Source organism: Amycolatopsis sp. NPDC050768, from assembly GCF_040654155.1.
In the GTDB taxonomy this organism is placed as follows: Bacteria; Actinomycetota; Actinomycetes; order Mycobacteriales; family Pseudonocardiaceae; genus Amycolatopsis.
On sequence record NZ_JBFAHL010000026.1, the window covers coordinates 118,492 to 124,531 of the forward strand.

The following is a 6,040-nucleotide window of genomic DNA, read 5'->3' on the forward strand; positions in this document are numbered from 1 at the left end:
ACCCCGAGTGAGGAGGCGTTCGCCATGACGGTTGTCGCGCAGGGTGGCGAGGTGGAGGTCCCCGTCGCGCAAGAAGGCGTGAGTTTCGACCGGCGGCCGGAGGGGTATCGGCATTGGCGGCTGCGCGTCGACGGGGCCGTGGCGTGGCTGGAGCTCGACGTGGCCGAGGACGGGGGGCTGGTGCCCGGCTACGAGCTCAAGCTGAACTCCTACGACCTCGGTGTGGACATCGAGCTTTACGACGCCACGCAACGACTTCGCTTCGAGCACCCGCGGGTCCGGACGGTCGTGGTGACGAGCGGCAAGGACGGTGTGTTCTGCGCCGGCGCGAACATCCGGATGCTGGCGGCGTCGGAGCACGCGTGGAAGGTGAACTTCTGCAAGTTCACCAACGAGACGCGCAACGGCATGGAGGACGCGACCGAGAACTCCGGCCAGACGTACCTCGCGGCCGTGAACGGGGCGTGCGCGGGCGGCGGGTACGAGCTGGCTCTCGCGTGTGACAAAATCATCCTCATCGACGACAATTCGTCGACTGTCGCGTTGCCCGAGGTGCCGCTGCTGGGCGTGCTGCCCGGCACGGGCGGGCTTACGCGAGTGGTCGACAAGCGCGGCGTGCGCAAGGACCGCGCCGACGTGTTCGCCACGCGAAGTGACGGTGTGAAAGGGAAGACGGCCGTCGACTGGAAGCTCGTCGACGAGCTGGCTCCGCGCCGCGAATTCCTCCGGACAGTCGAGAAGCGGGCGCTGGAGCTGGCGGAGAACAGCACACGGCCCGCCGACGCCCACGGCATCGAACTGACGCCGCTCGACCGCAGCGCGACGGAGTCGGGCCTGACCTACCCGCACGTCACCGCCGTGTTCGACCGCCCGGCCGGCACCGTCGAGATCACCGTGCACGGACCGGAAGCAGCAGCGCCCGAGACCACCCGGGAGATCCACGAGCAGGGCGCCGAAAACTGGCTGCTGGCCGTCACCCGCGAGCTCGACGACCTCATCCTCCGCCTGCGCACCAACGAATCGAGCCTCGGCACCTGGCTTCTGCGCACGAGCGGCGACGCCGAAAAGGTCTTGGCCCACGAGCGCGCCGTCCTCGGCCGATCCGGCGAAGACTGGCTGTGCAACGAAATCCGCCACTACACCAAGCGCGTCCTCAAGCGGCTCGACGTCACCAGCCGCAGTCTCATCGCGCTCATCGAGCCGGGCAGCTGCTTCGCCGGCGTGCTGCTGGAGCTCGCGCTGGCTGCCGACCGCCAGTACATTCTGGACGGTCCGCCCCTCGACAATGAGCACAGCCTCCAACGCGCCGCGATCACCTTGTCGGAAGCCAACTTCGGCACCTTCCCCATGGGCAACGGCCTCTCCCGCCTGGAATCCCGCTTCTACGGCGAACAAGACCACCTCGACTGGCTCCGCAAGGAGCTGGGCAGCGCGCTGACGCCCCAGGAGACCGTCGAGCTCGGCCTCGTCACCGACGCCCCCGACGACATCGACTGGGAAGACGAGATCCGCATCGTCGTGGAGGGTCGCGCGGCGCTGAGCCCCGACTCCCTCACGGGCATGGAAGCGAACCACCGGTTCGTCGGCCCCGAAACTCTGGAGACGAAGATCTTCGGCCGCCTCACCGCGTGGCAGAACTGGATCTTCACCCGCCCGAACGCCTCGGGCCCCGAAGGCGCGTTGCGCCGCTACGGCACGGGCCAGAAGGCGACCTTCGACCGGAAGCGAGTCTGACCGTGCCCGAGAAGATCGACTACTCCAGCAAGATCCCCAACAACGTCGGCCTCGCCGACGACCGTCGGCTGCAGCGCGCGCTGGAGGGCTGGCAGCCTAAGTTCCTCAACTGGTGGGGCGAGATGGGCCCGACCCTGGAGACGCAGGGCGTGTACCTGCGCACCGCCGTGAGCGTGGGCCGCGAGGGCTGGGCCCACTTCGGGCACGTCAACGTCCCGGACTACCGCTGGGGCATCTTCCTCGCCGAGCGCGACCCCGACCGGCGCATCGCGTTCGGCGAGCACGCGGGAAACGAGGTGTGGCAGCAGGTTCCGGGGGAGTATCGCGCGGATCTGCAACGCCTGATCGTGATCCAGGGTGACACGGAACCGGCGTCGGTCGAGCAGCAGCGGCTGCTGGGCCTCACCGCGCCCAGCCTGTACGACCTGCGGAACCTGTTCCAGGTCAACGTCGAAGAAGGCCGCCACCTCTGGGCCATGGTCTACCTGCTGCACGCCTACTTCGGCCGCGAAGGCCGGGAGGAAGCCGAGGGCCTGCTGTTCCGCAACTCCGGCAGCCCCGACACGCCGCGCATCCTCGGCGCGTTCAACGAGGAAACTGCCGACTGGCTCGCGTTCTACATGTTCACCTACTTCACCGACCGCGACGGCAAATACCAGCTCGGCACGCTCAAGGAATCTTCCTTCGACCCGCTCTCGCGCACCTGCGAGTTCATGCTGAAGGAGGAAGCGCACCACATGTTCGTCGGCACCACCGGCATCGACCGTGTGGTGACCCGCAGCGCCGAGCTGATCCGCGAGCACGACACGCTCGACATTGCGCCGGCCGGCGGCATCCCGCTCGACATCATCCAGCGCTACCTCAACTTCCACTACACCGTCTCGCTCGACCTGTTCGGCAGTGAAACCTCGACCAACGCGGCGAACTACTACACCGCCGGCCTCAAGGGCCGCTGGCACGAGACGCGCCGCAAGGACGACCACCAGCTCACCGGTGACAGCACGTTCCTCGACCGCCCGCGCGCCGACGGCACGTGGGACACCGAAGAAGTGCAGACGCTGCTTGCGCTCAACCTCGACCTGCGCGGCGAGTACATCGCCGACTGCCGAAACGGCCTCAACCGCTGGAACAAGATCGTCGCCGACGCGGGCATCGACTTCCGCTTCGCCTTGCCGCACCCGGGGTTCAACCGCCAGGTCGGCCTCAACGCCGGGCACCACATCACGCCCGACGGCACCATCGTCGACGAGGCCACGTGGGAAGCCAACCGCCGCAACTGGCTGCCGACGGCCGAGGACCTCGCGTTCGTCCGCTCGCTCATGCACCCCGTGTACGAGCGCGGGAAGATCGCGAGCTGGGTCGCGCCGCCGGGCAACGGGATCAACGGTCAGCCGTTCGAGTACGAGTACGTCCACCTTCCCTGAGGCACCCACCGAGGAGCGCAGAATGTCCACTCCGGACACTCCGCCAGTCGTCAGCGCCGACGTGCTCGTGGTCGGGGCCGGACCCACCGGCCTCTACGCCGCCTACTACGCCGGCTTCCGCGGCCTGTCGGTCGCCGTCGTCGACTCGCTGCCCGAGCCGGGCGGGCAGATCATCGCGATGTACCCGGAGAAGCAGATCTTCGACGTCGCCGGGTTCCCGTCCGTCCGCGGGCGCGACCTGGTCGAGCGCCTGCTGGAGCAGGCCGCGCCGTTCGGGCCGCGGTACCTGCTCGGCCACCGCGCCGACGTGCTGGAGCGCGGCCCGGGCACGTTCGCCGTGACCACGCACCTCGGCACGCGGATCGAGGCGCGCGCGGTGATCGTGACCGGCGGCATCGGCACCTTCACCCCGCGCCCGCTCGTCCCGGCGGCCGCGTTCGAGGGCAACGGCCTGGCCTACTTCGTGCGCCACCTCGACGACTACGCGGGCACCGACGTGGTGATCGTCGGCGGCGGTGACTCGGCGTTCGACTGGGCCCTCGCGCTCCACCCGGTCGCGAAGTCGGTGAAGCTCGTGCACCGGCGCGAAACCTTTCGCGCACATCCGGCGACCGTCGCGGCGGTGCGGGAGCTCGGCGTGGAGTTGGTCGTCAACGCGGAAGTCTCGCGGGTGCTCGGCGGGCCGGAAGTCGCCGGCGTCGAGCTCAAGAGCGGTGAAGGCGCGCGGACGCTGCGGTGCGGGCGGATCGTCGCCGCACTGGGGTTCACCGCCAACCTCGGGCCGCTGCTGCGGTGGGGCATCGACGTCGAGAACCGGCGCCACATCCCGGTCGACGCGGCCATGACCACCTCCGTCCCCGGCATCTTCGCCGCGGGCGACATCAACGACTACCCCGGCAAAGTGCGGCTCATCGCCGTCGGCTTCGGCGAAGCCGCGACGGCCGTGAACAACGCCGCGCACCACCTCGACCCCGCCGCGCCGGTGTTCCCCGGCCACTCCACCGACGAGCGCGTCCCCGATCGCGTCTGAAAACCGTTGGGAGAGAAGAACATGCCGTACGTCATCGCCGAACCGTGCATCGACATCACCGACCGCTCCTGCATGGAGGAGTGCCCCGTCGACTGCATCTACGAAGGCGAGCGCAAGCTCTACATCAACCCGTACGAGTGCATCGACTGCGGCAACTGCGAACCCGCCTGCCCGGTCGAGGCGATCTCGCAGGACCGGCACGTACCCGACGAGTACGCCGCCTTTGCCGAGGACAACCGCCGCTTCTTCACCGAAGCGTTGCCCGGCCGCGACGCGCCCATCGGCCAGCCCGGCGGCGCGATGTCGTTCGGCCCGGCCGGCGCGGACACGGCGCTGGTCGCGGAGTACGACCCGCGCGCCTGAGCTAGCCGCCGTTCTCGACGAAAGAGTCCCAGTGCTGCTGTGCCTCGTCGCGCCATTCGGCGTGGCGGGTGTGGAACAGCTCGGCCGCCTGCGTGCCGCTCCAGCGGTCGGGCAGGAGGTTTCGCGGCAGGTCGGGGTCGAGGAACGGGAAGCGGCGCCACTCGTGCACCAGGCGGGTCTGCGCGAGGAGCACCGCCTCGCCCGAGCGTGGCGCGAGGCCGGTGAACTCGTCGATGAAGCGCTCGTAGTGGTGTTCGAGCTCCCGCAGGTCCCAGGCACGGGCGACCATCTGCTGCTCGTCGCCGATCTCGGCGTAGCTCGCGACGAACGACATGGCCTGTCCGCCGTCGGTGAGCTCCGCGACGAGCCGGGCGGCCTCGGGTTCCGCGCCGACGTTCGGGCTGATCCACACGCCCGGCGCCGGCGAGCCGAAGCCCGCCCAGCTCAGCCGGGTGCGCATGCGGTGGCGCAGGTCGCGCTGGGATTCGGGCACCGACACGAGCAGCACCAGCCACCTGCGGTCCCACTCGCCGGTCTGCCGGCCGAAGCCGTAGATCCGCTCGGCGCCTTCGCTCAGCAGGCGGCGTCCCGGCGGGGTCAGCAGCCAGCGCACGCGTCGGCCCGCTCGCTCGGACTTCAGCCAGCCCTCGCCGGAAGCGCGGGCGAGCGCCTGGCGGGCGGACTTCTCCTCGACCTTGAACAACGCGAGGGCATCGACCAGCGACGACGTCCAGACCGGCTCCTGGCGAGGCAGCACGTACTCGCCGAGCACTGTCATGAGCAGCGACCGCGCACTGGTGTGCGCCAGTTCGCGCCGCCGTGTGACGGTGGGCCGGGTGGCCGCCACCTGCGGATCACCGCCTTCCGGGAGAAAAACTGGTACAAGCGTCTGGTCAGATTACCCGGTTGACGGTGCCCGAGTACGTGACCCGGGGGAGAACGGTTGCTCTCCTCGCAAGGCCTCCTGCCTGAACTTCCCCGGACGTTTTCGCATCGATCGCCGCGCGATTCAGAGCATTGAGATTTCCAGTTCCGCCAGCCGCTCCGGCTCGGTGACGATGTCGACCTCGGTGATCACGCCGCCCGCGATCGTGAACGCCATCGCCACCCGCAGCCGGCCCAGCGGCGCCGCGATGATGCCCGGCCGGCCGCCGACAAGCGCGGGCCGCGAGACGGCAGCGCGGTCGGCGAACCGGCCGGCGCCCGCGGCGATGTTCTCGGCCCCGCGCACGAGCTTGGCGACGTCGCCGTCGGCGCGCAGCACGGCGTCCGGATCGAGCAGGGCCACGAGCGCGGCGAAGTCGCCGCCGCGCGAAGCCGCGAGGAACGCGCAGACGACCTCGCGCTTGCGGGCCAGGTCCGCTTCGGCCCCGGCCGGAGTGCCGCGGACGCGGCGGGGGGGCCCGGGGCCGGCCGGGGGGGCGCGCGGGGGGGGGGGGGGGGCGCGCCGCGGGGCCGCGAAGTAGTGCCAACGCCCGGAATAGTGGGT

Annotated in this window: 5 protein-coding genes and 1 pseudogene; 4 read left to right on the plus strand and 2 right to left on the minus strand. The window is 70.1% G+C overall.

Going from position 1 to position 6,040, the window contains the following annotated elements; genetic code table 11:
- Positions 1-24 precede the first annotated feature (24 nt).
- Genes boxC through fdxA form a run of 4 tightly spaced genes read left to right on the plus strand, consistent with a single transcriptional unit; the run spans position 25 to position 4,551 of the window.
- Complete coding sequence (gene boxC, locus AB0H62_RS46375; protein ID WP_360592504.1) at positions 25-1,734, plus strand: 2,3-epoxybenzoyl-CoA dihydrolase; 1,710 nt, start codon at positions 25-27, stop codon at positions 1,732-1,734.
- A gap of 2 nt (positions 1,735-1,736) precedes the next feature.
- Positions 1,737-3,158: a benzoyl-CoA 2,3-epoxidase subunit BoxB gene (gene boxB, locus AB0H62_RS46380; protein WP_220238973.1), complete on the plus strand. Its 1,422-nt coding sequence runs from the start codon at positions 1,737-1,739 to the stop codon at positions 3,156-3,158.
- 22 nt (positions 3,159-3,180) lie between these two features.
- Entirely contained in the window at positions 3,181-4,188 is a 1,008-nt protein-coding gene (locus AB0H62_RS46385) for an NAD(P)/FAD-dependent oxidoreductase (protein WP_360592505.1), read from the plus strand.
- 21 nt (positions 4,189-4,209) lie between these two features.
- Positions 4,210-4,551 (plus strand): ferredoxin, encoded by a 342-nt coding sequence (gene fdxA / locus AB0H62_RS46390; protein ID WP_360592507.1) that lies wholly within the window; start codon positions 4,210-4,212, stop codon positions 4,549-4,551.
- Between the two features lies 1 nt (position 4,552).
- On the opposite strand, the gene AB0H62_RS46395 is transcribed toward fdxA, so the two are convergent.
- Positions 4,553-5,359, minus strand: coding sequence for a PaaX family transcriptional regulator C-terminal domain-containing protein (locus AB0H62_RS46395; protein ID WP_255638814.1), 807 nt, complete (start codon positions 5,357-5,359; stop codon positions 4,553-4,555).
- Between the two features lie 201 nt (positions 5,360-5,560).
- A pseudogene (locus AB0H62_RS46400) lies at positions 5,561-6,040 on the minus strand (hypothetical protein); the annotation flags it as partial.